This window comes from Candidatus Competibacter denitrificans Run_A_D11, from assembly GCF_001051235.1.
Lineage (GTDB): Bacteria > Pseudomonadota > Gammaproteobacteria > Competibacterales > Competibacteraceae > Competibacter_A > Competibacter_A denitrificans.
The window spans coordinates 234,451-258,180 of sequence record NZ_CBTJ020000020.1; the positions used below are offsets into that span (position 1 = coordinate 234,451).

Below are 23,730 nucleotides of genomic sequence, written 5' to 3' on the forward strand. Positions count from 1 at the left end.
TGTTTCGCTAGCCCCTAGCCTAAAGCACCTGCCGTTCAAGGCCCACTGTTTTCCAGCGCCAGGTCACCCGTTCCAAGCGCGTCCCGCCACAGTTCGGTCCAATAGCGGATGGCCGTCACTGGCAGCCCTGCCCACAACCGGAACCAGTCAGCATTGGACAGATGGGTACCGAACGCGCGGGACTCGAAGGGCGCCAGCCCTCGCGCCGCCAGTTCTCGGCAGCATTGGATCAGCCCTGTTCGCAGCAGCACTTGGTCGATGGCGGTCTGTCCCGCCACATCATCCAGCACACCGCTGAGGGTGAGCAGGGTTTTACGAAACAGCGTCAGCTCTTCGGGAAACTGAATCGCACCGGCCGTACCCAGCCCGTCCAGCAGCCCCATCAGCCAGTTAAACCCTGGAAAAGTGCCATGCCGCACCTGACGCAAACCAGCCACAACAGCGGCGCGCAACATAGCAGGATCGGACGGCCGCCCCAGCACTGTGATGGCCTCCATGGTCGCGTTTTCGTCCTGAGTTAACGCCCCGGCCACTGCCTGCACCACGGCTACGCACTGCGCCTTGCTCAAAATAGTGACCAGCGCCCAATCCAGGATTGCTGGCCGCCCATCCGAGGTGACAAACAGATTGCCGGCGTGCGGATCGGCGTGAAATACGGCAGCACCGGGGGCGGGATGCCAGAACGGCTTGGCGATCAAGGCTTCGATTAACGTTTTCGCCAATCGCTGGCGCTGGTCAGGGGGCAATTTGGAATCGGTGACTTTACAACCGTCGATCCGCTCCATAGCGGTCATGCGCGGCGTGCAAAATGGCAACAGTCGCGGGATGACCACACCCGGTGAATCGGCGTGAAACGTCGCCGCGCGCGCCAGGTGAACCTGTTCATGGTCAAGCTGAACTTCCCGCGCCAGCAACTTGCGAATGCTGTCGAGCGTGTTGCGATAATCCAGCACCGGCAAGCCCAGCTCCGCACAGCGCGTTTCCAGAAAAGCCCCCAGCGCCGACCAGATTGCAAGCTCCTCGTGCAATTGCTCCTCAACGCCGGGTCTTAGCACCTTGAAGACACCCTGGCACGGCTCGGAAGTACCAGTTTCGCGCCAGGTAAACGGCACTACGACCGCAACACTGGCCTCGGCAAGCGCTACTGTGCCGATATCAAGCCCTGCAACCTGGCTCCATTCCCGCCGGATGAGGGCAATGATGTCCGCCAGCGGCGTTGTCGGTTCGAGCGATTCGAGTTCTTGCAAATTCGCGCGCAATTCGGGCGCCAGCCGTCGATCCCGCGCCAACATCTGACCTAGTTTGTGCAGGGTCGGGCAGCGACGAAACAACAGGCCCAAGCGGCGGGTCGGGTGCGTGGTCGGTGGCAAACCGAGCTGTTCGGCAACAATAGCCTCCAGGCGAGCGGGCGTCAGGCGCTCCAGAAAAAACAGCATCCCGTCCACCACCAGCGGACGATAAGCGGCATGAGCCTCAGGGACGATATCCGCCAGCCCCAGCGCTTCCGCAAGCGCTGGGCCGCCCATTCCATCCATCAAGTCGATCATAGCCGTGCCTTTTTCAGAATCGGCGCCAATGAGCGACACGACTTATCAAGAGAGGATCGTGATGCGAGAAAAATCATCATAAGTAATTCTAATGTATGAGCTTTAAAGAATACTTTCGCTAGAGCCGAAGCGTATACTACGCCAGATATTTTGCGGATATTCACTGGTCTAGGGTGTTTCAATCCGCACCCGTGACCGGGTGAAACAGCATGGCAGAGGTTACGCCTCTGCCATGTACGATTATCCCCCGGAAGGAGGAGGTTTCAAACCGAAGTTCATTGTTGATGAACAGATCACCCGATTCGGATAACCCGCTTTGATTTCCGGTTGACCTGAGTGTGCAACTCACCGAGGAGATTCTTAATGATCGTTACCTTTCGGACCAAAGAGCATCCCGACATCATGATGTTCGGCGATGTCGCCATTGAACTACTAAAAATGATGGGTCACAGCGGAACTGTACCAAGTGCTATCGTAGCTAAGGATGTGCCGGCGGCATTAGCGTGTTTAAAGGCAGCGATCAGCGCCCATAAAGCGGCTAAGCCAGCCGCGCCGCCACCCGCGAAGGATGACAACGATGACGAACCGGCTGAACGTCCAGTCGATTTGAGCCATCGGGCCTTGCCGTTGCTTGAACTGCTGGAAGCTGCCGTTGCCGTGCAAGCTGATGTGATGTGGGATCAGCAATAAGCCAGCTCGGGCACGCAATGCCCGAGCAAGATCGGCCTATCAGGGGGCAAGGAAGGTGCGAATTGCAAGCGCTACAGCCTGCGGTTGTTCCCAATGCGTGTTGTGGCCTGCACCAGAGAAGACCATCAATTGCGCGCCGGGGGGCAACGCAGCCAATAGAGCGTCTTGGTCGGCCCTGCTGAAGATCACATCAAGATCACCCCAAATCACCAATACCGGTGCCGTGATGGCCTTAAGAAAATAGCTATGGTCATCGGATAGCAACATACGGAAGATACCCTTCCACACCAGCGCCGGCACCTTGGCAGTTTCGGAGAGAACTTTCTCAAAGAAAACCGGATCGACCGGGTTGGGGCCGGTCTGCCAAGACCGGATAAATTCAGGATCGATGGGATCTTGAAAACTTGGCAAGCCAACCGGATCTTCCCACAAGCTGGTAATCACCGGGTTGCCGACGCCAGTCTTTGCCGAACCGATCAGCACCAGCTTGCTGACCCGATTCGGATACGCAGAGGCGACCTGGTGGGCGATGAAACTGCCCATCGAATGACCAACGATGACCGCTTGCTGAATGCGTAATTTATTCATGAAAGCGATTACGTCATCGGCATATTGGGTAATATTGTAGCCGAAAGGCGGTTTTTCAGAATCACCGTGACCGCGCTGGTCAAGCGCCAGGATGCGGTAGCTGTCGCTCAAAAACGGCGTGGTCATCGACCAGGAATGACTGGAATCGGTGGCGCCGTGGAGAAAAATGATCGGTTGGCCATTACGCGGGCCGGTATCGACATAGCGCAGCTTGACCCCGGTCTCCAGATTGATCGTTCTAAAATCAGGATCGGCCCACGCCACGGCCCACGAAGCCGCCAGAAGGAAAGCGACAAGGATTTGTTTTAAACATCGATGGATCAGATAGCTATTCATGGTTTGTCATCTCTCTATTAAATCATCCAACAAACTCATGGCCGATCAATGGATCGACCATCGCCCAACGGTGCGCCCCGTTACTGACTGGCAAGCGGCACCGAATCCAACCTTAGCAAACGCACCAGCTCAACCAAGGCTCGACCGCGATGGCTAAGCCGATTTTTGCAGGCCGGATCAAGCTCAGCAGACGTCCGGTTCTGATCAGGTACGAAAAAAACCGGATCGTAACCGAAGCCGTGGGTGCCGCGCGGCTCGGTCAAAATCACCCCTTCCCAGCTGGCCTGGCAAATCAGCGGGGTCGGATCGGCGGGATGGTGCAACAAAGCCAGCGCACAGACGAAGCGCCCGGTACGCCGTTCTGCCGATACACCATCCAATTCCTTCAATAATTTAGCGATGTTAGCCTGATCGCCGGCCCCAGGACCGGCATAACGAGCCGAATAAATACCCGGTGCACCGCCGAGCGCGTCCACCGCTAATCCCGAATCGTCAGCCAACGCCGGTAAGCCGGTATGCTGGGCGGCATTGCGGGCCTTGAGCAGGGCGTTTTCGATAAAGGTCAAACCGGTTTCTTCAGCTTCTGGCACCCCAAACCTCGATTGCGGCACAATCTCGAAGGCAAAACCAGCCAACACAGCAGCAAATTCACGAACTTTACCGGGATTGCCGGTTGCTAAAACAAGATGACGCATTGCAAATTTCCTGCCAAATTTAGCCAACCAAACCTAACGCGTCCCGCTGCTTTCTGAGCAGATCCTCGATTCCGCTGCGCGCCAACGCCAGCATGGCCTGCAATTCTTCCATGCGGAATGCGTGACCTTCGGCGGTTCCCTGAATTTCAATAAACGCACCCGCGTCATTCATCACCACATTCATATCGGTCTCTGCTTCGGAGTCTTCCGCATAATCCAAGTCCAGCACCGGCACCCCTCGATAGATACCCACCGAGACCGAAGCGACTTGACCATGCAAGGGGCTTTTCTTGACCGATTTCTTACCCACCAGATAACGCATCGCATCGGCCAGCGCCACGAAGCTGCCGGTGATAGCAGCGGTTCGGGTGCCGCCATCCGCTTGAATCACATCACAATCGAGGGTGATGGTACGCTCGCCTAGAGCCTCCAAATCCATGACTGCCCGCAATGCCCGGCCGATCAGCCGTTGGATTTCCATCGTCCGCCCATCTTGCCGACCCCGGCTGGCCTCACGCTGCATCCGAGTGTGGGTAGCACGCGGCAACATGCCATATTCGGCAGTCACCCAGCCCCGGCCCTTACCTTTGAGAAACGGTGGTACTCGCTCTTCGACGCTGGCGGTGCAGAGCACCCTGGTATCACCGAATTCCACTAATACCGAGCCTTCAGCGTGCTTGGTGAATTGCCGGGTGATCCGAATCGGGCGCAGTTCGGCGGGAGCACGGGCGCTGGGACGCATAGACAGATTTCCTAAAGAGTGTGACAAGTTTTGGGAGCGGCACTATAGCAGAACAGGTCAGTTGACCTAGCCTAATCTGGTCGTAGCCGATCAGGCGCTCAGAGAAAAATGGTCACATCCGACGCAAAATGGCTATTTCAGCCTAAGATAAAAAAACCACCCACAAGAGGTTAGCCTAATGTTACGCAGCATGACCGCTTTCGCCCGCCAGGACCAACCCAGTGTCTGGGGTACGATCATCTGGGAGTTGCGCTCGGTGAACCACCGCTATCTGGAAATGACCTTGCGTCTGCCAGAGGCGTTGCGTGGTCTGGAAGCGCCGGTTCGTGAGCGAGTCGCCGCCGCGCTGGGTCGAGGCAAAGTGGAATGCACACTCAAACTGCAAACCGCCGGCGCACCGCTGACCGCCATCACGCTGAACCAACCGCTGGTCGAGCGGCTGCTCGAAATTGCCGGTGAAGTGGAACACATGATTGGGCCTGGGACCGGTTTGCGGTTGGGTGATGTCTTGCGCTGGCCAGGTGTGGTCAATGAAGCCGAGCCGGATTTGGACGACATGCAACTGGCAATTCTCGGTTGCCTCGACGCGGCTTTACGAGAACTGATTGCCACCCGCGAACGGGAAGGCCAGCGCACCGCCGAACAGCTCCAACAACGCTGCGAAGCGATCCGGGCGCAAGTTCAGCGAGTGCGAGTGCGCCGGCCCGAAGTCCAAGCCCGTTGGCGCGACAAACTGTTAACCCGCCTGGCGGATATTTCGGCCGATGCCGATCCGGGCCGCCTGGAACAGGAACTGGTCTTGATCGCTCAGCGCCTGGATGTGGAGGAGGAACTCGACCGGCTCGACGCTCATCTCGATGAAATTCAGGCGGTTTTCGTTCGACCCGACCCGGTGGGTCGCCGGTTGGATTTTCTGATGCAGGAACTCAATCGTGAAGCGAACACCTTATCTTCGAAATCCGCTGACACCGAAACCACCCGCGCAGCAGTGGAACTGAAAGTCCTAATCGAGCAGATGCGCGAACAGATCCAGAACATCGAATAGCTTTTTGCCCGGCTGGGGATTTCTCGATCTGGGTCGCTCGCTCCAAGGCTTTCAAACATCAAGGTTGAGCACTTCGAGCGCATTCTGAGCGATGAAATTCCGCCGAGGTTCTACCTGATCACCCATCAGGGTGGTGAAGATTTCGTCGGCGGCGATAGCATCTTCAATGCGGACTTGTAACAAGCGGCGGGTCGCTGGGTTCATGGTGGTTTCCCACAGTTGATCCGGGTTCATTTCACCCAACCCCTTATAGCGTTGAATATGCTGACCGCGCTTGGCTTCCTCCAGCAACCAATCCATGGTTTCGCGAAGATGACGCACGACCCGCGTGCGCTCACCGCGCCTTACCTCCAGCCCGCTGTCGAACAAACCGCTCAAACGTGAGCCGAGGCCGGCCAACTTCGCATATTCGGTCGAGCCGAAAAACTCGGCGGAGAGCCGGAACTGCCGATCCAAACCATGCGTGCGGCGGCTGATGACCAAGCTAACCGCCTCACCTTCCGCGCGCGCTTCGACGATAGCGCGATAAACAGGACGCTCCCCCGAACCCACGTTCAGACGGTCGATCAAGGTTTCGACCCAACCGCCCGGAAACCCGCCATCCCCACGCAACTGACGACCTTCCAATGTTGGAAGGTAGATCAACTGTTCGAGCAAAACGCTATCGTAACGCCGCGATAAACGCTGGATGACTGCCGTAGCAGCCATGTAATCGCGCGCTAATTCCTCCAGTGCTGCTCCCTTGATCGGCTCATCGGCTCTGCTCTTAGGAACCAATAGCGCCCCATCCAATGCCGCTTGCAACAGGTTTTCAGACAGCTCTGTATCGTCCTTGACATAGCTGTCCTGTTTACCTTTCTTGATCTTGTACAGCGGGGGTTGGGCGATGTAGATATGGCCTCGCTCAATCAGCTCTGGCATCTGCCGATAGAAAAACGTCAACAAAAGGGTACGGATATGCGAGCCATCGACATCGGCATCCGTCATTAGAATGACCCGGAAATAACGCAACTTGTCGGGATTAAACTCCTCCCGGCCGATCCCGCAGCCCAGCGCCGTAATCAGTGTGCCAACCTCGACCGAGGCCAACATTTTGTCGAAACGGGCCTTCTCCACATTCAAGATTTTGCCCTTCAAGGGCAGGATTGCCTGAAAACGCCGGTCACGACCCTGCTTGGCCGAACCGCCGGCAGAATCACCTTCCACCAGAAACAGCTCAGACAAGGACGGATCTTTCTCCTGACAATCCGCCAACTTGCCTGGTAAACCGGCAATATCCAGCGCCCCCTTGCGGCGGGTCATTTCACGGGCGCGACGGGCGGCTTCGCGGGCGCGGGCGGCGTCGATGATCTTGCCGGTGATGGCTTTAGCTTCGCTGGGATTCTCCAGCAGAAATTCCTGTAACTTCTCGGCTACTATCCCTTCAACGGCGGGTTTGACCTCGGAGGACACCAGCTTGTCCTTGGTCTGGGACGAAAACTTAGGATCGTGTAGCTTCACCGATAACACCGCGGTCAAGCCCTCGCGGGCGTCATCGCCGCTGGTTTCCACCTTGGCTTTCTTAAGAATCCCCTCCGCATCCATGTACTGATTGAGAGTGCGAGTCAGGGCGCCGCGCAAACCGGCCAGGTGGGCACCGCCATCGCGCTGTGGAATATTGTTGGTAAAACAGAACACATTTTCTTGATAAGAATCGTTCCATTGCATTGCCAGTTCGACCTGAATCTCATCGCGAGCGGTGTTCAGGTAGAACACGTTGTCGTGCAGTGGGGTTTTGTTGCGGTTTAGGTGCTCGACAAACGCTTTGATTCCTCCCTGATATTCGAACACGTCCTCCTTTCCGCTACGCTCATCAGACAGGCGGATACAAACCCCGGAATTCAGAAACGACAGCTCACGCAGGCGCTTAGCCAGCACGTCGTAATGAAAGTCGATGTTCGTGAAAATGGTGGCACTGGGCTTGAAACGGATTTCAGTACCGGTGTTCTCAGTCTCACCGACCGCGCGCAATGGTGCCTGCGGATCACCGAGCCGATACTCCTGCCGGTGAAGTTTGCCGTCCCGATGGATGGTGAGCTGCAAATACTCCGACAGCGCGTTTACCACCGAGACACCGACCCCATGCAAACCGCCAGAGACCTTATACGAACGGTCGTCGAATTTGCCGCCAGCGTGCAGCACGGTCATGATGACCTCGGCGGCAGAGCGGCCCTTGGAATGCTCGTCAGTGGGAATACCACGGCCGTTGTCCGTCACAGTGACCGACTCGTCGGGGTGGATAATGACGTTGATTTCGGTGCAGTAACCGGCCAGCGCCTCGTCGATGGAGTTGTCCACCACTTCGAAAACCATGTGGTGCAGGCCGGTCCCGTCATCGGTGTCGCCGATGTACATGCCAGGCCGCTTGCGTACCGCGTCCAGCCCTTCCAGGACTGTGATGCTTGACGAGGTGTAAGACGAATCGTTCATAAAGCTCGCTTCCAAAATCCGCAGTAAGGAGTGGGATTATACCATTTCACCTAAGGTGCCGTGGGCAAGATGAAACGTCCGCGCCTCGCTCCAAGCGGCGGCATCCAGCAAGCTAGGTTCTATCGCCGTGACAAATAGCTGGCTATCCAGCGCTGCTAAAGCTCCCATCACCCGTAGCCGGTTGCCAGGATCAAGTTCTGCCGGCAAATCATCGATCAACAGGATGCAGGCATCCCCGGCGTGGCGTCGATACAGTTCGGCTTGTGCCAATAGCAAGGCGATGATCAGCAGCTTTTGCTGACCACGCGACAGCGCCTCAGCTGGCGAGCGTCCGGCGATCTGAATGCGGAAATCCGCCCGATGCGGGCCAAGCCGAGTATGGCCCTGTTGGCGATCTTGCTGACGACTGGCCTGCAACCACTCCACCAAATGCCGCTCAGACGGCTCTAGAGGCCAGCCACGGCGATAATCGACCCTAACCCTCCCTAGCAGAAGGGTCGAATCCACCAGGGGCTGTAAGGCCCCTTCTAGCGCCTTACAGAAGGCTTCGCGCAGCCGGTCGAGAATCGTAGCTGCCACGGTCAATTCACCGTCCCAGGCAGCCACCACCCGATCAGGGGAACCAGCGCGTAAGGCGGCATTGCGATGGCGCAAGGCCGCAGCGTAGCGGCGCCAGCTTTCGAGAAACGTGGCCTCGGCGTGGAAAAGCCCCCAATCCATGAAGCGGCGCCGTACTTGCGGACCCTCTTCGAGCAAGCGGTGACTATCGGGATTCAACAGCAAAACCGGCACTTGTCGAGCCAGATCGGCCAACGAATGGGTTGGCACCCCATCGACACGGGCACTCAACTCACGCGGTGTCCGCTCAATGCCAACCGGAATTCGCCGCCCGTTACCGCTGGCCATCATCGCCACAATTCGGAAGAATTCAGCGTTGGTCCCGATCAATTCACGCGGCTGCCGGGCGCGAAACGAGCGTCCGCGCCCCAGAAAATACAATGCTTCCAGCAGGCTGGTCTTGCCGGAAGCATTCGGGCCGATCACCAGATTCAGGCGAGCAGCACACGGTAGGACAAGCCGTTCCAGATTGCGAAACCCGGTGATGTCAAGCGAGGCAACCCGCATCCGCAGCGAGATTTACAGCCGCATGGGCATGATGACGTGCTTGCTGTTGCCGCCCTCGCTTTCCTCGATCAGGCAGCTACTGCCAGCATCGTTGAAAGACAGCTTGGCCAGTTCACCACCCAGCGCACCCAATGCATCGAGCAGATAGCTGACGTTAAAACCGATTTCCAGAGGACCGCCGCTGTAGTTGATTTCGATTTCTTCCTCAGCTTCCTCTTGGTCCGAGTTTTGCGCTTGTGCGCGGAGCGTCCAGTCTTCCAACTGGAGGCGAATCCCTTGCGTCTTATCGTCCAGCACGATACCCGCCCGCGCCAAGGCACCGCGCAATACCATGCGATCAGCGATCATGGTCCGGCCAGGATCGCGTGGGATGACCCGCTGATACTCTGGGAACTTGCCATCGATCAGTTTGGACGTCAGCCGGATGTCACCCATGGCCGCCTGGATATGATTGGCGCCGAGCGCCAGCATCACCTCGGCCTCGCTGTCGGCTAAAAGCCGCATCAGTTCCAAAACCCCCTTGCGGGGTACGATCACTTGGCGGTGCTCGGCGTCTACCGCAATGGGTAGTTCCTGAAAGGCTAGCCGATGACCGTCGGTAGCGACGACCCGCAACGTACCCGAACCCACCTCCAGCAGCAACCCGTTCAGGTAGTAACGCACATCCTGCTGGGCCATGGCGAAGTGCGTGCGCTCGATCAAACCGCGCAATGTTCTCTGCGCCAGGGGAATCCCCTGGTCGAATGGCAAATCTTCCAGGGTGGGAAAATCGGTAGCCGGCAACGTCACCAGGGTAAATCGGCTACGGCCGCAGCGCACGACCGCCTTCTCCCCTTCCACGCCGAGCACCACCGTCGCATCCTCCGGCAACGCCCGCAGAATGTCGTGCAGCTTCCGGGCGGGCAGCGTGATTTCACCCGGTGTCTCGACCGGCAGTTCGATGCGAACCGATAGCTCTACTTCCAGATCGGTGGCGGTCAAGGTAAGTTCACGTCCGGTGGCTGACAGCAGGACGTTACTGAGGATCGGCAGGGTTTGACGGCGTTCGACCGCGCCAATCACTTGTTGGAGCGGTTTGAGCAAATGCTCACGCTTAGCTTCCAGTTTCATGAATTCTCCCATTGCGTTGGCAGGCCCGCAGCCTCGATCCAGGGCCACTAATTCCTGACTATAGCCAGGGGTTAAAAAATTTTTCTTCCCGTTAGCCTAGGTTTCTCGGCTCTTCCTAATTAGTAAAAATCTTTTCTTATATATATAAAAGATTATTATTATTAGGGAACCGATTTTCTGTGGATAACTTTTTTTATTTTTATAGATTCAATGGATTGGAAGATTTTTTCCTGTGGATAAGTCTGTGGATAAAATGTGGATAAGTCGGTTTTCCTGTGGATAACTTTTTAGGGGCAAAAAGTTATCCACACAGTTATCCACAGATTTTGGTGAGTTATCCACAGAAATGGCAAAGTTATCCACAGAGTTATCCACAGGGTATTTTTAGGTCTTTTTCGAACTACAGCCAATATCTTGCAAAAAAGTGTGTTTTTGACACGGTTAATTTCTCAACCCCTCTATTTTATTAAATATTTTTTACATTTTATAGACAATTATATGACATAAAAATCTCGCCAAAAAGTTATTCCACTTATCCACAGGACTTATCCACAGGCCATATCGCTAGTTGGTCAGTGTTCCAATCAGATTGGTGTAATCATCGCGAATATCTGGGTCACGATGCTGGAGTTCACGAATCTTACGACAGGCGTGTAGCACAGTGGTGTGATCGCGCCCACCGAACGCCTCACCGATATCCGGCAGGCTCAGGGCGGTAAGTTCTTTGGTTATGGCCATCGCCATTTGCCGGGGTCGTGACAGGGTGCGTAACCGACTGTTCGACAGCAAATCGCTGACAGGAATCTTGTAGTAATCAGCCACGGTCTTCTGAATGTTCTCAATGGTGACCAGCTTATCTTGCAAGGTCAGCAGATCGCTGAGCGCTTCCTTGGCAAAGCCCAGGGTGATGGCTTTACCGGTGAACTGGGCATTGGCATAGACACGCCGCAGCGCCCCTTCCAGCTCGCGGACATTGGAGCGGATACGCTGAGCGATGAAAAAAGCCACCTCGTCTGGTAGCACCAACTGCGCCTGCTCGGCTTTGCTTTTGAGAATCGCAACCCGTGTTTCCAGCTCTGGTGGCTCGATAGCGACGGTCAGTCCAGAGCCAAAGCGGGATTTCAGTCGATCTTCCAGTCCGGCGACTTCTTTGGGATAGCGGTCACACGTTAGAATGACTTGTTGGCGACTTTCCAATAAGCTATTGAAAGTGTAAAAAAATTCTTCCTGAGATCGCTCTTTGCCTGCCAGAAACTGCACGTCATCGATCAGCAAGGCGTCCAAGGATCGATAGCGGCGTTTGAATTCATTGATGGCGTTGTGTTGCAGCGAACGCACCATATCGGCAACGAAATACTCGCAGTTTTGAAAAACGATCTGCGCATCTGGATTGCGCTCGCGCAGCATGTTGCCGACCGCGTGGATGAGATGAGTCTTGCCCAAGCCGGTGCCACCGTAGATGAACAGGGGGTTATAGGCTCGGCCGGGATTTTCGGTGACTTGCAGGCAGGCGGCGCGGGCAATCTGATTAGAGTTGCCTTCAACGAAGGTCTCAAAGGTGAAATCCGGGTTGAGAATCCCGCTTTTCAGCAGTTCGCCACCATGGATAGTGGGTTGGGCAGCCGGCCCCTCCTCCAGAGGCTCTGCTGCGCTTTCCGTCACCGCTTCGTCTATCAGCACGCCACTGCCGATTTCCAGGAGCACCGGCGTAGGCTGCTCCGGGTTGATGCGTTCCAGCACCGCTTGAATTTGTGCCAGATGGTGCTTCTTGACCCAATCGAGCACAAAGCGATTTGGGGCAAGAAGCCGTAGAGCATCGCCTTCCTGCCGACCATGCAGCGGTCTGATCCAAGTGCTGAGTTGTTGCTCGGACAGTTCGCGTTCCAGGCATTCCAGACAAGATTTCCACAACGCTTGGTCCACCAACGATCCTCCTTACAATGGGGAAGAAATAAATCAGTCTAATGGGTTAAGGCCTATCTATCCACAGCGCTGCGCGCACAGATTTTTGAGAACACTTGACAAAATTGCCTCTCAATCAGTAATTTTGCCGTTTTCATTAAACAGCGCAATCTGTTTCATCTCGCACCGTTTTAAGGAATCGCCATGAAGCGAACGTTCCAGCCCAGTATCATTCACCGCAAGCGCACGCACGGTTTTCGCGCCCGGATGGCCACCAAGGGTGGTCGCCTCGTCCTCAAAGCGCGCCGCGCCAAGGGTCGCGCTCGTTTAGCACCCTGAACGCTGCGGCCGGCGACGCGCGTTTTCCGCGTCGCGCCCGGCTGACCGGCCGACAGGCTTTTGCCGGCGTCTTCGCCCAGCCTAGCAAATCCAGCGACCGTTATTTTACCGTGCTCACCCGACCCAACGAGTTGGGCTATCCACGCTTGGGTTTAGCGGTTTCTCGCAAGGTCGCCAAATCGGCTGTGGCACGCAACCGGTTGAAGCGGATCGGACGTGAAAGCTTTCGGCGCCACCAGCGCGATCTCGGCGGCTTGGATTGTGTGCTGCTGGGTCGATCCGGCGCGAGCGAGCAGGATAACGCAGTGCTGTTCGCCTCGTTGGAGCGGCACTGGCGGAGATTCGCACAATTATGCGCTCCCTGCTGATTGCGCTGATTCGCGTCTATCAGATCGTTCTAAGCCCGTTAATGGGCAACCATTGCCGTTTTTATCCGAGCTGCTCGCAGTATGCTCGTGAAGCCATTGAGTCTCACGGCGTCGCGCGTGGTGTAGGGCTGGCCATTCGGCGCGTGTTGCGCTGTCATCCCTGGCATCCGGGCGGCGTCGATCCTGTTCCCGAACCTTCCCCGAAGGACCGTTGATGGAAAACCAACGTTTGATTCTATTCGCGGCCTTGATGTTCATCGTATTTCTGCTCTGGCAGAACTGGATGGAATTTCAGGCTAAAAAGCATCCGCCACCCACGCCGGCGGTGGCCACCGCGCCGGCCGGTTCTGCTGGAACTAGCGGCGCTTTGGCGCCTATCCCAGGCCAGGATATACCAACTGCTGCGCCGGGAGCCGGTGCGGTGCCTAGCCCACAAGCCCTCAGCGGCGGGCAACGTGTGCAGGTGACCACCGATCTGTTTGCCATTGAAATCGACACGGTCGGTGGTGATCTGCGGCACGCCGGTTTGCGCACCTATCCAGATTCGGTCCAACATCCCGATCAACCGTTTGCCTTACTGAAAGACACGGGTCCAGATTTGTTTATCGCGCAGTCTGGTTTGGTGGCGTTGAACAACGGCCCGGCGCCTAATCATTACGCTACGTTCGTGCCTGAGCAAACCGAGTATCGTTTGGCGGATGGCCAGGATACGCTACCGGTGCGGCTAACCTGGTCGGACCCTGCCGGCCTCAAGGTGGTCAAGACCTATACATTTCACCGGGGCAGCTTTCTGATCGAATTGAATCAGCGAGTCGAGAACGGTAGCCCCAACGAGTGGCAAGGTGGTCAGTATCGGCAGTTTCAGCGCACGCCGCCGAAAGCTGTTAGCAGCTATTTTGGCAGTGGCGTGGTGACCTACACCGGGGCTGTGATTTCCACGCCACAACAGCGCTATGAAAAAATTGCCTTCGATCAGATTACCAAGCAAGAGCTGAATCAGCCGGTCAAGGACGGCTGGGTTGCCATGATCCAGCATTATTTTTTGGGTGCGTGGGTTCCCAATCCTGGGGAAACCGAAGATTTTTATACCAAATCGGTTGGTGGCAATCGCTATTTAGTGGGAATGCGCGGTGCCATGCAGACGGTACCGCCCGGTGCGACCGGCGATTTTCACACGCGCTTGTATGTCGGGCCAAAGCTGCCAGATGTGTTGGAAAAAGTGGCCCTTAACCTGCAACTGACCGTTGATTACGGTGTGCTGACTATCATCGCCGAGCCGCTGTTTTGGTTGCTAAAAGCGATTCACTGGGTCGTTGGCAACTGGGGCTGGGCCATCATTTTCCTCACGATTCTGATCAAGTTGGCGTTTTACAAGCTTTCCGAGACTAGCTACCGTTCCATGGCGAATATGCGGCGACTGGCGCCGGAATTGAGCCGGCTTAAGGAACTGTACGGCGACGACAAGCAGAAAATGAATGAAGCGATGATGGGGCTGTACAAGAAGGAAAAGGTAAACCCGCTCGGCGGATGCTTACCGATCCTGGTACAGATTCCCGTCTTTATTGCACTCTATTGGGTATTGGTAGAGAGCGTGCAGTTGCGCCAGGCGCCGTTCATGCTCTGGATCAAGGACATGTCGATTCCTGACCCGTACTACGTGCTGCCGCTGATCATGGGTGTGACGATGTTCATTCAGCAAAAGCTGAGTCCGGCTCCACCCGATCCGGTGCAAGCCAAGGTGATGATGGCCTTGCCGGTGGTGTTTACCTTCATGTTTTTGTGGTTCCCGGCCGGCTTGGTGCTGTATTGGGTGGTCAACAATATGCTGTCCATCGCCCAGCAGTGGGTTATCACCAAGCGAGTGGAGTCTGGAGCCGACGCTGCTGCGCTGAAAGCCAAAGAAAAAGCCGGAATCAGCTCCGGGTTAGGCGAACAAGCTAAGAAGCTGATCTCTCTAGCGAAGCAAGCCTTGCCGGAGCAGAAAACTCCAAATAAGCGCAAGAAATAATCTGCTCTTCCCCTCCCCGTCTGGGGAGGGTGGTTGCTGAATCATTCTCTAGTCACTTTCGAATTCCTCCTCCTCGCAGATGAGGAGGAGCCTTCCGATTTATGACCGATACCATCGCTGCCATCGCCACCCCGCCCGGACAAGGGGGTATCGGTGTCGTGCGCGTATCCGGGCCGTGTAGCACGGCTATTGCCGAAGCGATCTGTGGTCTGGTGCTAGCCCCTCGGCAGGCGGTTTTGCGCCGCTTCCGCGCCACAGCCGGTGAGATTTTGGATCAAGGAATCGTCCTGTTTTTTCCTGCGCCACACTCGTTCACTGGCGAGGATGTGGTCGAATTCCAGGGTCACGGTGGGCCGGTCGTGTTGGATTTACTGTTGGCCCGTGTATTTGAATTAGGTGCCCGGCCCGCCCGGCCCGGTGAGTTTTCCGAGCGCGCCTTTCTTAACGACAAGCTTGATTTAGCCCAAGCTGAGGCGATTGCTGATCTAATCGCCAGTGATACCGCTGCGGCTGCGCGGGCCGCGCTCCGTTCTCTGCAAGGTGAATTTTCGCAGCGGGTGAAGGGGTTGGTCGAAAGCTTGGTCAGCTTGCGGATGTATGTGGAAGCGGCTATCGATTTTCCCGAAGAAGAAATTGATTTTCTGGCCGATGCTGTGATTGTAACCCGTCTGGCGGACTGTCGGGAGCAACTGGGTATTTTACAAGCTGCGGCTGGTCAGGGCCGTTTATTACGCGACGGGATGACCGTGGTGATCGCGGGTCGGCCAAATGCCGGTAAATCCAGTTTGCTCAATGATCTGGCTGGACGGGAGACGGCTATTGTCACCGCAGTTCCCGGTACCACGCGCGATGTGCTGCGCGAGCGGATCAGCATTGATGGAATGCCCTTACATGTGATCGACACGGCTGGCTTGCGCGAGAGCGATGATCTGGTCGAGCAAGAAGGGATTCGTCGCGCCTGGGCGGAAATCGAAACGGCTGACCGCGTTTTGGTAGTGGTCGATGACCGAATTGGCTTGGCGGCTGAAGAAGCCGCTTTGCGAGAACGCTTGCCGGTTGAGACGCCTTTGACGGTTTTGTATAACAAAATCGACCTCAGCGGCCGCTCTCCGACAGTTCAAGAAGGATTGTGGGGAACAGAGATTTTCTTATCGGCTAAAACCGGCGCCGGCTTGGATTTGCTACGAGAGCATCTGAAAGCCTGCATGGGCTATCGTGGCAGTGCGGAAGGCACGTTCATGGCCCGTCGCCGCCATTTGGAGGCTCTGGAAAGGGCAGCCACAGCGTTGGCACGAGCGGCTGAGCAACTGGAAATATTCCATGCAGGCGAACTGGTCGCTGAGGAATTGCGCGAGGCTCAGAACGCGCTGGCTGAAATTACCGGCGAGTTTACATCAGAGGATTTGCTTTCGAGGATATTTTCCAGCTTTTGCATTGGAAAATAGCAAGACTTACATGCGACTGCTGGATATTTGGCGGCTGCAACGCGACGACCTGGGCCGGGATGGCTGAATCTGTTTCGCAAAATTAGAAAGTCGGCGTTGGCGGGGTGGCGGAACGGTCCGCCTTTGTCCGGCGGTGGGGTATTCCAGTAGAGTAGCGGCTTTGGCAATTTCGCCCGGAACAACCCCCCATGTTTGAACAAGCCTTCAAGAATATCGACGCCGACCTGCGCAACGAAGCGGGTTGCACCACCGAACTCGACTACACCGAACAGACTTCCTGGCTGCTGTTCCTCAAGTATCTCGACGGGCTGGAGCAGGACAAGGCGATGGAGGCGGAACTGGAGGGCAAGCAGTACACCTTCATCCTCGATGCCCCCTACCGCTGGTCATCGTGGGCCGCGCCCAAGGATAAAGACGGCAGGCTCGACCACAACAAGGCCCAGACCGGCGATGACCTGCGGGAGTTTGTGGATCGCAAGCTGTTCCCCTACCTGCAAGGTTTCAAGCTCAAGGCCACCGGCCCGAACACCATCGAATACAAGATCGGCGAGATTTTCGGCGAGATCAAGAACAAGATTCAAAGCGGCTACACCCTGCGCGAGATCATCGACCATATCGACGAACTGCGCTTCCGCTCGCAGGCCGAGAAGCACGAACTCTCGCACCTGTACGAAGCCAAGATCAAGAACATGGGCAACGCCGGGCGCAACGGCGGCGAGTACTACACTCCGCGCCCGCTGATCCGGGCGATGGTGCAGGTGGTGCAGCCGAAGGTCGGTGAACGCATCTATGACGGTGCCTGCGGCTCGGCCGGCTTCCTTTGCGAATCCTTCGATTACCTGCGAGGCCAGGCCGGGCTGACTGCCGGCAATCTTAAGACGCTTCAGGAGCGCACGTTCTACGGCAAGGAGAAGAAGCCGCTGGCCTATGTGATTGCGATCATGAACATGATCCTGCACGGCATCGAAGCGCCCAACATCATCCATACCAACACGCTCACCGAGAGCCTCGCTGACATTCAGGACAAGGACCGAATGGACGTGATCCTCGCCAATCCGCCCTTTGGCGGCGGTGAGCGCAAGGAGGTGCAGCAGAACTTCCCGATCCGCACCGGCGAGACGGCCTTCCTGTTCCTGCAACACTTCATCAAGATGCTCAAGGCCGGCGGCCGGGCCAGCGTGGTCATCAAGAACACCTTCCTGTCGAACACCGACAACGCCTCGGTGAGTCTGCGCAAGCTGCTGCTGGAATCCTGCAACCTGCACACCGTCCTCGATTGCCCCGGCGGCACGTTTCAGGGCGCGGGTGTCAAGACTGTCGTGCTGTTCTTCGAGAAGGGCACGCCGACGCGCAAGGTTTGGTTCTACCAGCTCGACCCCGGCCGCAACCTGGGCAAAACTAACCCGCTCAACGACGCCGATCTTGCCGAGTTTGTCGAACTGCAAAAGACGCAGGCCGATACCGAGAAAAGCTGGAGCGTCGATGCCGCGACGATAGCCACCGTGACCTACGACCTGTCGGTGAAAAACCCGAATGGTGGCGAAGAAGTCATCCACCGCAGCCCGCAGGCCATCATGGACGAGATCGCCGCGCTGGATGCCGAGAGTGCCGACGTGCTGGCTAATATTAGGGCGTTGCTATGAAATACCCCGCCGTGTACATACTTGCCAGCCAACGCAACGGCACGCTTTACATCGGTGTGACCTCTGATTTGGTTAAGCGTATTTGGCAACATCGGGAGGGCCTTGCGGAAGGATTTACCAAGCAATATGGGGTTAAAACCCTAGTGTGGTACGAACAACACGCAACCATGGAAAGCGCCATCAGCAGGGAAAAGGCCATGAAAAAATGGCTGCGCAAATGGAAGCTTGCCGCCATCGAAAAAACCAACCCGGATTGGCATGACCTCTGGCCGGAAATTATCGGTGCCGTTCCCCCCGCCGTCGTTCCCGCGAATGCGGGAACCCAGAATTCAACGGCACTGGATTCCCGCCTACGCGGGAATGACGGAGAGAAGGGGGTGCTATGAAGGCAGGGTGGCAACAGACGACCTTAGGCTCTGTCTCTCAGGTAGGAGCGGGCAATTCCGCCCCACAAGGTACAGCCTTGTTCGCAGACGGTATTTACCCGTTTTTCCGTACATCCGACGCGGGGCGAATTCGCTTTGGTGACATCACCGAGTCAGCGGACTATTTGAACGAAGATGGCATCAAGGGGCTTCATCGTTTTCCGGCAGGAACAATTCTTTTTCCAAAGAGTGGTGCTTCAACATTCCTTAATCATCGGGTGATGCTCGGTGTGGATGGTTATGTTTCAAGCCATCTTGCGACCATTGTTGGCGATGAGGCGAAGGTTGATCGTCGGTTTCTTCTTTATTTCTTGAGTACGATTTCTGCTCAGGACTTGATCCAAGACCACGCCTATCCTTCTCTCAATCTACCGTTGATCGCCGGCATTCCGGTGGCGCTACCACCGCTCCCCGAACAGCACCGCATCGTCGCCATCCTCGACGAAGCCTTCGACGGTATCGCCACCGCCAAAGCCAACGCCGAAAAGAACCTCCAGAACGCCCGCGCTTTGTTTGAAAGCCACCTGCAATCCGTTTTCACGGAGCGGGGTGAGGGGTGGGTGGAGACGAGGCTGGTTGAAGTTTCGCGGGAGTTCGGGCGCGGCAAATCAAAGTATCGCCCGCGAAATGAACCAAAGCTCTATGGCGGGCCGTATCCATTCATCCAAACCGGCGACATCAGCAACGCAAACCACTGGCTGACCGAATACGCACAGACTTATAGCGAATTTGGTCTGTCGCAAAGCCGACTTTGGCCAAAGGGTACAGTTTGTATCGCTATTGTCGGTGCAACAGTTGGCGAAACGGCCATTGTCGATTTTGAAGCCTGCTTCCCAGACAGCGTCATCGGAATCGTGGTCAATGATCAGCTTGCCGATAACGAGTATGTGGAGTTTCTGCTCCAATCCTTCAAAGCCTTGCTCAAAGAGAAGGGAAAAGGTACGGCACGCGACAATATCAATCTCGGGACATTCGAGAACCAAACGTTTCCGTTCCCTTCTCTGAAGAAACAGGAAGAGGTCGCGGCTACATTCAACGCCCTTGCTGCTGAAACCCAACGCCTCGCCTCCCTCTACCAACAAAAACTCACCGCCCTCGACGACCTGAAGAAATCCCTGCTGCACCAAGCTTTCTCCGGGGTGTTATAGGATGTCGGCACGATGATCACCCTCGACACCCTGACCCATTGGCTCGCCGCACCTGCCGAATCCGAGCATCTGGAATTCAAGGAGGCCAAGCAGCAGTTCGATACGACGAAGCTGCTGCGCTACTGCGTGGCGCTGGCGAACGAGGGCGGCGGTCATCTGGTACTTGGCGTGTCGGACAAACTGCCGCGCCGCGTTGTGGGGACTCGGTCATTCGCGGCGGCGGCCGATCTCAACGACATCAAGTCCCGCATTGTCGACAAACTGCGTATCCGGGTGGATGCGGTGGAGCTGATGCACCCCGAAGGCCGGGTACTGGTGTTCGATGTTCCTTCGCGCCCGGTGGGCCAGCCGCTGGATTTCGATGGGGCCTACCTGATGCGGGCGGGTGAGGACTTGGTGCCGATGACGCCCGATCAACTGCGCCGCATCTTCGCCGAAGGGCAACCGGACTGGTTTTCGCAAGCGGCCAAACAGGGTGCCAGCGCCGACGAGGTGATCGCGCTGCTTGACACGCAGACCTATTTCGACCTTTCTCGAATGCCTTATCCAACGACGCGCGAGGGCGTGTTGGCGCGTTTGTCGAGCGAAGGTCTCATTGCGCAGGCGGCGGGCTGGACGATCACGAATCTGGCGGCGATCCTGCTGGCCAAGCGACTCGATCTATTTTCTCCGACACTGGCGCGTAAAGCGCCCCGCGTGGTGATTTACGAGGGCGTAGACAAGACCCAAACCCGCGAGGACAAACCGGGCAACCGGGGTTACGCGGTGGGGTTCGAGAGTCTCGTCGATTTCGTCCATTCCGCTGCACCGCAGAATCGCAGCATCGAACAGGTGGTGCGCGAGGAAGTGAAGATGTTCCCGAAGCAGGCGCTGCGTGAGTTGATTGCCAATGCGCTGGTGCATCAGGATTTCCTGGCGACGGGCGCCTCGGTGATGATCGAGATGTATGCCGACCGGGTGGAAATTTCCAATCCCGGTACGCCGCCCATCAGCGTCGAACGCTTTATCGACGAATACCGCTCCCGCAACGAGCGGGTGGCTGACCTGATGCGCCGTCTGGGTATCTGCGAGGAGAAGGGCAGCGGCGTGGACAAGGTGGTCAAGGCGGTTGAGGGACATCAACTACCTCCACCGGATTTTCGGGTTGGCGAGGTGCGGACGACGGCCATCCTGTTCAGTTACAAGGAGTTCGAGAAGCTGGACAGGAATGAGCGTGTCCGCGCCGCCTACCAGCATTGCTGTCTGCATTACGTCAGCAACGAGCAGATGACCAACCAGACGCTGCGTGAGCGGTTCGGCCTGCCGGCGAACAAGGCGGAATCGGTGTCTCGCACAATTCGGGATGCGGTTGAACAGAACAAAATCAAGATTGCCGACCCGGAACAGAGTTCGCTGCGCTATCGCAGCTACATCCCTTACTGGGCTTGAGTTTGTTTAGACGCAAATCGCACACTTGTTCATGCCGCCTGATAACATTATTAAAAAACAACGGGTTGCTTATTTAGACGCAAATCCATGCCGAGACAATGAAGGTTGCCCTGACGATGAACGAAGCTGAAACCCGCGCCGAACACATCGACCCTGCCTTGGCGGCGGCAGGCTGGGGCGTGGCCGAAGGCAGCCGTATCCGGCGCGAATATCCGATCACGCTCGGCCGTCTGGAAGGGGCGGGCAAGCGCGGCAAGCCGCTGACGGCGGATTATGTTCTGGAATACCGCAACACCAAGCTGGCGGTGGTCGAGGCCAAGGCGTGGGACAAGGCGCTGACCGAAGGCGTGGCGCAGGCCAAGGACTATGCTGGCAAACTCGCGCTGCGCTTCACCTACGCGACCAACGGGCAGGGCATCTACGGCATCGACACGCAAACAGCCGTGGAAGGCGAGATCACTGCTTTCCCGTCACCGGATGACTTGTGGAAGCGCACCTTCGCCACCGAGAGCGCCTGGCGGGATCGCTTCGCCGCCGTGCCGTTCGAGGACAAGGGAGGCTTCTTTCAAGGCCGCTACTATCAGGACATCGCCATCGAGCGGGTGTTGGCCGCCGTTGCGGCCGGGCAGGATCGCATTCTGCTGACGCTGGCGACCGGCACCGGCAAAACCTTCATCGCCTTCCAGATCGCGTGGAAGCTGTTTCAGAGCCGGTGGAGCCTCGCCAATGGGAAGAACGAGGGTGAGCCGACCCGGCGGCCTCGCATCCTGTTTCTGGCGGATCGCAACATTCTGGCCGACCAGGCCTACAACGCTTTCTCAGCCTTCGACGACAAGGCGCTGGTGCGCATCGACCCGGCCGACATCCGCAAAAAAGGCAAGGTGCCGAAGAACGGTAGCCTCTTCTTCACCATCTTCCAGACCTTCATGAGCGGGCCGGAGGATACCCCTTACTTCGGCGAGTATCCGCCGGATTTTTTCGACTTCATCGTCATCGACGAGTGTCACCGGGGCGGAGCCAACGACGAGAGCAACTGGCGCGGCATCCTCGACTACTTTGCGCCGGCCGTGCAGCTTGGCCTGACCGCCACCCCGAAGCGGAAGGACAACGTTGATACCTATGCCTACTTCGGCGAGCCGGTGTTTATCTACTCGCTCAAGGACGGCATCAACGACGGCTTCCTGACGCCGTTCCGCGTCAAGCAGATTTCGACCACGCTCGACGAATACGTCTACACGCCCGACGACAAAGTAGTCGAAGGCGAGGTCGAAGCCGACAAGCGCTACGAGGAAGCCGACTTCAACAAGATTATCGAGATCATGGAACGGGAAAGGCAGCGCGTCGAGATATTCATGTCTCTGATCGACCAGCGGGAAAAGACGCTGGTGTTCTGCGCCACGCAGGATCATGCCCTGGCGACCCGTGACCTGATCAACCAGATCAAGACCAGCACCGATCCGAACTACTGCCACCGGGTGACGGCGAATGATGGGGCGTTGGGTGAACAATGGCTGCGGGATTTTCAGGACAACGAGAAGTTCATCCCAACCATTCTGACCACGTCGCAGAAGCTATCAACCGGCGTCGATGCGCGGAACGTGCGCAACATCGTACTGTTGCGGCCGGTGAATTCGATGATCGAGTTCAAGCAGATCATCGGGCGCGGCACCCGGCTTTACGACGGCAAGGACTACTTCACGATCTACGATTTCGTGAAGGCGCATCACCATTTCAGCGACCCGGAATGGGACGGCGAGCCTATCGAGCCGGAAAGCTGCAAGAAATGCCATTCGGTGCCGTGTGTCTGCATCAAGGAACCGCCACCGCTTTGCTATCTCTGCGGCAAGTCGCCCTGTGAGTGTGCGAAAGATCCTTGCCCGAAATGTGGTCAGCGTCCCTGCGTGTGCAAAAAGAAGGCGAAGGTGAAGCTGGCGGATGGCAAGTCGCGCACGATCCAGCACATGGTCGTCACCAGCTTTTGGCACCCAGACGGCACACCGATGTCGGCGCAGCAGTTCATGGAGGCGCTGTTCGGCAAGCTGCCAGACTTCTTCAAGGATGAAGGCGAACTGCGGGCGCTCTGGAGCGCACCGGATACCCGGCGAAAGTTGCTGGAAGGCTTGGCCGAGAAGGGTTTTGGCAAGGATCAACTGGCTGAAATGCAGAAGATTATCGACGCCGAGAAAAGCGACCTGTTCGATGTGCTGGCGCATGTGGCCTATGCTTTGGAACCACTGACCCGCGAAGAACGGGCGGATCGGGCGATGGCGGTCATCAGCGCGAACTTCAATCCGAAGCAGCAGGTGTTTATCGACTTCGTGCTGTCGCACTATGTGGCACTCGGGGTCGAGGAATTGGATCAGGCGAAGCTGACACCGCTATTGAAGCTGAAGTACCACGATTCAATCCCGGACGCGGTGGCTGATCTCGGCCGACCGGATGAGATCGGGAAGGTGTTTAGTGGGTTTCAGCGGTGTTTGTATACCGAACCGGCGTAGCTTGGCTGGCTGATTCGTGCCAACTGGCGACCCTGATAGCGAAACGCCAGCGGAGCGAAGCAACACCTTTACGCCATGCTTTCACTGGGTAAGCTTTGGCTAGAACATTCGCTTTGAAGTCACTACTATTTTTTGAATCTACCGGAAAATGGGCTAGCGCTGATGTGCTAGCGTCAGCA

At 56.9% G+C, this 23,730-nt stretch carries 19 protein-coding genes and 1 pseudogene; 12 read left to right on the forward strand and 8 right to left on the reverse strand.

All coding sequences use genetic code 11. The features are described from left to right. Positions 1 to 35: 35 nt before the first annotated feature. Entirely contained in the window at positions 36 to 1,586 is a 1,551-nt protein-coding gene (locus BN873_RS03225) for an AarF/UbiB family protein (protein WP_048670552.1), read from the reverse strand. A 324-nt stretch (positions 1,587 to 1,910) separates the two neighbouring features. Between BN873_RS03225 and BN873_RS03230 the strand changes: the two genes are divergently transcribed. Then, a complete protein-coding gene (locus BN873_RS03230) occupies positions 1,911 to 2,237 on the forward strand; it encodes a DUF1840 domain-containing protein (protein ID WP_048670554.1) in 327 nt (108 codons plus the stop codon). A gap of 39 nt (positions 2,238 to 2,276) precedes the next feature. Here the strand turns inward: BN873_RS03230 and BN873_RS03235 are convergent, their stop codons facing one another. The 3 genes from BN873_RS03235 to rph all read right to left on the reverse strand — a co-directional run bounded on the left by BN873_RS03235 (position 2,277) and on the right by rph (position 4,598). After that, positions 2,277 to 3,161, reverse strand: a complete 885-nt coding sequence (locus BN873_RS03235; RefSeq protein ID WP_048670555.1) for an alpha/beta fold hydrolase — start codon at positions 3,159 to 3,161, stop codon at positions 2,277 to 2,279. Positions 3,162 to 3,241: 80 nt separating this feature from the next. Beyond that, positions 3,242 to 3,856 carry an RdgB/HAM1 family non-canonical purine NTP pyrophosphatase gene (gene rdgB, locus BN873_RS03240; protein WP_048670557.1) on the reverse strand — a complete coding sequence of 205 codons (615 nt, stop codon included), beginning with the start codon at positions 3,854 to 3,856 and terminating at the stop codon, positions 3,242 to 3,244. A 19-nt stretch (positions 3,857 to 3,875) separates the two neighbouring features. Further along, on the reverse strand, positions 3,876 to 4,598 hold the full coding sequence (gene rph / locus BN873_RS03245; RefSeq protein WP_048670559.1) for a ribonuclease PH: 723 nt from the start codon (positions 4,596 to 4,598) through the stop codon (positions 3,876 to 3,878). A gap of 178 nt (positions 4,599 to 4,776) precedes the next feature. Between rph and BN873_RS03250 the strand changes: the two genes are divergently transcribed. After that, a complete protein-coding gene (locus BN873_RS03250) occupies positions 4,777 to 5,643 on the forward strand; it encodes a YicC/YloC family endoribonuclease (RefSeq protein ID WP_048670561.1) in 867 nt (288 codons plus the stop codon). A 51-nt stretch (positions 5,644 to 5,694) separates the two neighbouring features. On the opposite strand, the gene gyrB is transcribed toward BN873_RS03250, so the two are convergent. The 4 genes from gyrB to dnaA form a co-directional block, all read right to left on the reverse strand. Then, complete coding sequence (gene gyrB / locus BN873_RS03255) at positions 5,695 to 8,112, reverse strand: DNA topoisomerase (ATP-hydrolyzing) subunit B (RefSeq protein WP_048670563.1); 2,418 nt, start codon at positions 8,110 to 8,112, stop codon at positions 5,695 to 5,697. 36 nt (positions 8,113 to 8,148) lie between these two features. Beyond that, positions 8,149 to 9,237 (reverse strand): DNA replication/repair protein RecF, encoded by a 1,089-nt coding sequence (gene recF / locus BN873_RS03260; protein ID WP_048670566.1) that lies wholly within the window; start codon positions 9,235 to 9,237, stop codon positions 8,149 to 8,151. Positions 9,238 to 9,249: 12 nt separating this feature from the next. After that, positions 9,250 to 10,347: a DNA polymerase III subunit beta gene (gene dnaN / locus BN873_RS03265; protein ID WP_048670569.1), complete on the reverse strand. Its 1,098-nt coding sequence runs from the start codon at positions 10,345 to 10,347 to the stop codon at positions 9,250 to 9,252. 564 nt (positions 10,348 to 10,911) lie between these two features. Beyond that, complete coding sequence (dnaA, locus tag BN873_RS03270; RefSeq protein ID WP_048670571.1) at positions 10,912 to 12,270, reverse strand: chromosomal replication initiator protein DnaA; 1,359 nt, start codon at positions 12,268 to 12,270, stop codon at positions 10,912 to 10,914. A 183-nt stretch (positions 12,271 to 12,453) separates the two neighbouring features. Between dnaA and rpmH the strand changes: the two genes are divergently transcribed. The 10 genes and pseudogenes from rpmH to hsdR all read left to right on the forward strand — a co-directional run bounded on the left by rpmH (position 12,454) and on the right by hsdR (position 23,551). Then, positions 12,454 to 12,588, forward strand: coding sequence for a 50S ribosomal protein L34 (gene rpmH / locus BN873_RS03275; protein WP_048670573.1), 135 nt, complete (start codon positions 12,454 to 12,456; stop codon positions 12,586 to 12,588). A gap of 41 nt (positions 12,589 to 12,629) precedes the next feature. Further along, a complete protein-coding gene (gene rnpA, locus BN873_RS03280) occupies positions 12,630 to 12,956 on the forward strand; it encodes a ribonuclease P protein component (protein WP_048670575.1) in 327 nt (108 codons plus the stop codon). Beyond that, positions 12,941 to 13,171 (forward strand): membrane protein insertion efficiency factor YidD, encoded by a 231-nt coding sequence (gene yidD, locus BN873_RS03285; protein ID WP_048670577.1) that lies wholly within the window; start codon positions 12,941 to 12,943, stop codon positions 13,169 to 13,171. Before rnpA ends, yidD begins: the two co-directional genes overlap by 16 nt. After that, positions 13,171 to 14,964 (forward strand): membrane protein insertase YidC, encoded by a 1,794-nt coding sequence (gene yidC, locus BN873_RS03290; protein WP_071243976.1) that lies wholly within the window; start codon positions 13,171 to 13,173, stop codon positions 14,962 to 14,964. Before yidD ends, yidC begins: the two co-directional genes overlap by 1 nt. Before the next feature lie 101 nt (positions 14,965 to 15,065). Next, positions 15,066 to 16,409, forward strand: a complete 1,344-nt coding sequence (mnmE, locus tag BN873_RS03295) for a tRNA uridine-5-carboxymethylaminomethyl(34) synthesis GTPase MnmE (protein ID WP_048670579.1) — start codon at positions 15,066 to 15,068, stop codon at positions 16,407 to 16,409. 188 nt (positions 16,410 to 16,597) lie between these two features. Then, positions 16,598 to 18,052, forward strand: coding sequence for a class I SAM-dependent DNA methyltransferase (locus BN873_RS03300; protein WP_048670582.1), 1,455 nt, complete (start codon positions 16,598 to 16,600; stop codon positions 18,050 to 18,052). Then, positions 18,049 to 18,333, forward strand: a pseudogene (locus BN873_RS03305) (GIY-YIG nuclease family protein); the annotation flags it as partial. The gene BN873_RS03300 and the pseudogene BN873_RS03305, both read left to right, overlap by 4 nt. A 101-nt stretch (positions 18,334 to 18,434) precedes the next feature. Further along, positions 18,435 to 19,625, forward strand: coding sequence for a restriction endonuclease subunit S (locus tag BN873_RS03310; RefSeq protein ID WP_048670586.1), 1,191 nt, complete (start codon positions 18,435 to 18,437; stop codon positions 19,623 to 19,625). A 12-nt stretch (positions 19,626 to 19,637) separates the two neighbouring features. After that, positions 19,638 to 21,053, forward strand: a complete 1,416-nt coding sequence (locus BN873_RS03315; RefSeq protein WP_048670588.1) for an ATP-binding protein — start codon at positions 19,638 to 19,640, stop codon at positions 21,051 to 21,053. A gap of 116 nt (positions 21,054 to 21,169) precedes the next feature. Continuing rightward, the gene (gene hsdR / locus BN873_RS03320; protein WP_048670731.1) at positions 21,170 to 23,551 is read left to right on the forward strand and encodes an EcoAI/FtnUII family type I restriction enzme subunit R; all 2,382 of its coding nucleotides are present in this window, start codon (positions 21,170 to 21,172) and stop codon (positions 23,549 to 23,551) included. The last annotated feature ends 179 nt before the right edge of the window (positions 23,552 to 23,730 follow it).